Source organism: Rhizobium mulingense, from assembly GCF_029194105.1.
In the GTDB taxonomy this organism is placed as follows: Bacteria; Pseudomonadota; Alphaproteobacteria; order Rhizobiales; family Rhizobiaceae; genus Rhizobium; species Rhizobium mulingense.
The window spans coordinates 1-694 of sequence record NZ_JARFVE010000068.1 but is presented as its reverse complement, the minus strand read 5'-3'; the positions used below and the strand labels follow the sequence as shown (position 1 = coordinate 694).

The 694-nt window shown below is 53.7% G+C and carries 1 protein-coding gene and 2 pseudogenes; 1 reads left to right on the top strand and 2 read right to left on the bottom strand.

What is annotated here, in order from left to right; all coding sequences use genetic code 11:
* The coding region (locus PYR71_RS30735) for a transposase (protein ID WP_143541176.1) at positions 1 to 302 on the top strand (302 nt) is incomplete at its 5' end.
* A gap of 11 nt (positions 303 to 313) precedes the next feature.
* On the opposite strand, the pseudogene PYR71_RS30730 reads toward PYR71_RS30735, so the two are convergent.
* Together PYR71_RS30730 and PYR71_RS30725 are read right to left on the bottom strand one after the other, a co-directional pair.
* Positions 314 to 577, bottom strand: a pseudogene (locus tag PYR71_RS30730) (coproporphyrinogen III oxidase); the annotation flags it as partial.
* 40 nt (positions 578 to 617) lie between these two features.
* Positions 618 to 694, bottom strand: a pseudogene (locus PYR71_RS30725) (nitrogenase); the annotation flags it as partial.

Sequence of the window (694 nt, the reverse complement as noted above, 5' to 3'; positions counted from 1 at the left end):
AGCCGATGCTGCAGGACATGCGAGAAGGCGCGATCCTCCTTGCTGACCGCGCCTACGACACCAACGCCTTGCGAGACTTGGCCAAGGAAAAACGGGCCTGGGCCAACATTCCGGCAAAACGTAATCGCAAGGCCAGCTTCCCCTTCAGTGCATGGGTCTATCGCCAACGCAACTTGATCGAACGGTTCTTCAACAAACTCAAACAGTTCCGGGGCATTGCAACCAGATACGACAAAGACCCGCGCAACTTTCTCGCCGCAATCAAGCTGGCAGCAGCACGCATCTGGATCAGATCGTTATGAGTCTACGCCCTAGTCGGAAAACCACAATACCAGCACATCGAGCGGCAGAATGGAATGTGGAGATAGAGCGAGACAGCGTCATCAGTTCCCTGGCTTCTCAGCCATTGCTCATATGTGTGGGCGCCGATTTCTGGAGAAAACTCCTGTATTGTTGGGTAGATAGTATACCAAGGCAACTGCGCCCCGCTATTTGTGTTCGGAACGAAAATCGACGACGGTGCACGCAAAGACTTTCGCCTGCAGTCCGTGTCACGTTCACATTCAATATTTGACACGTTTTTTTCCCTCGAAAGCTGGGTCCTATTGGGCATGTGCCACGCCCGGAATGGACTTGATGTTCGATTTGACGTCGCATTCGGAAAGGGCCTTCGGCTCATCGCCAGGCTCGTCGC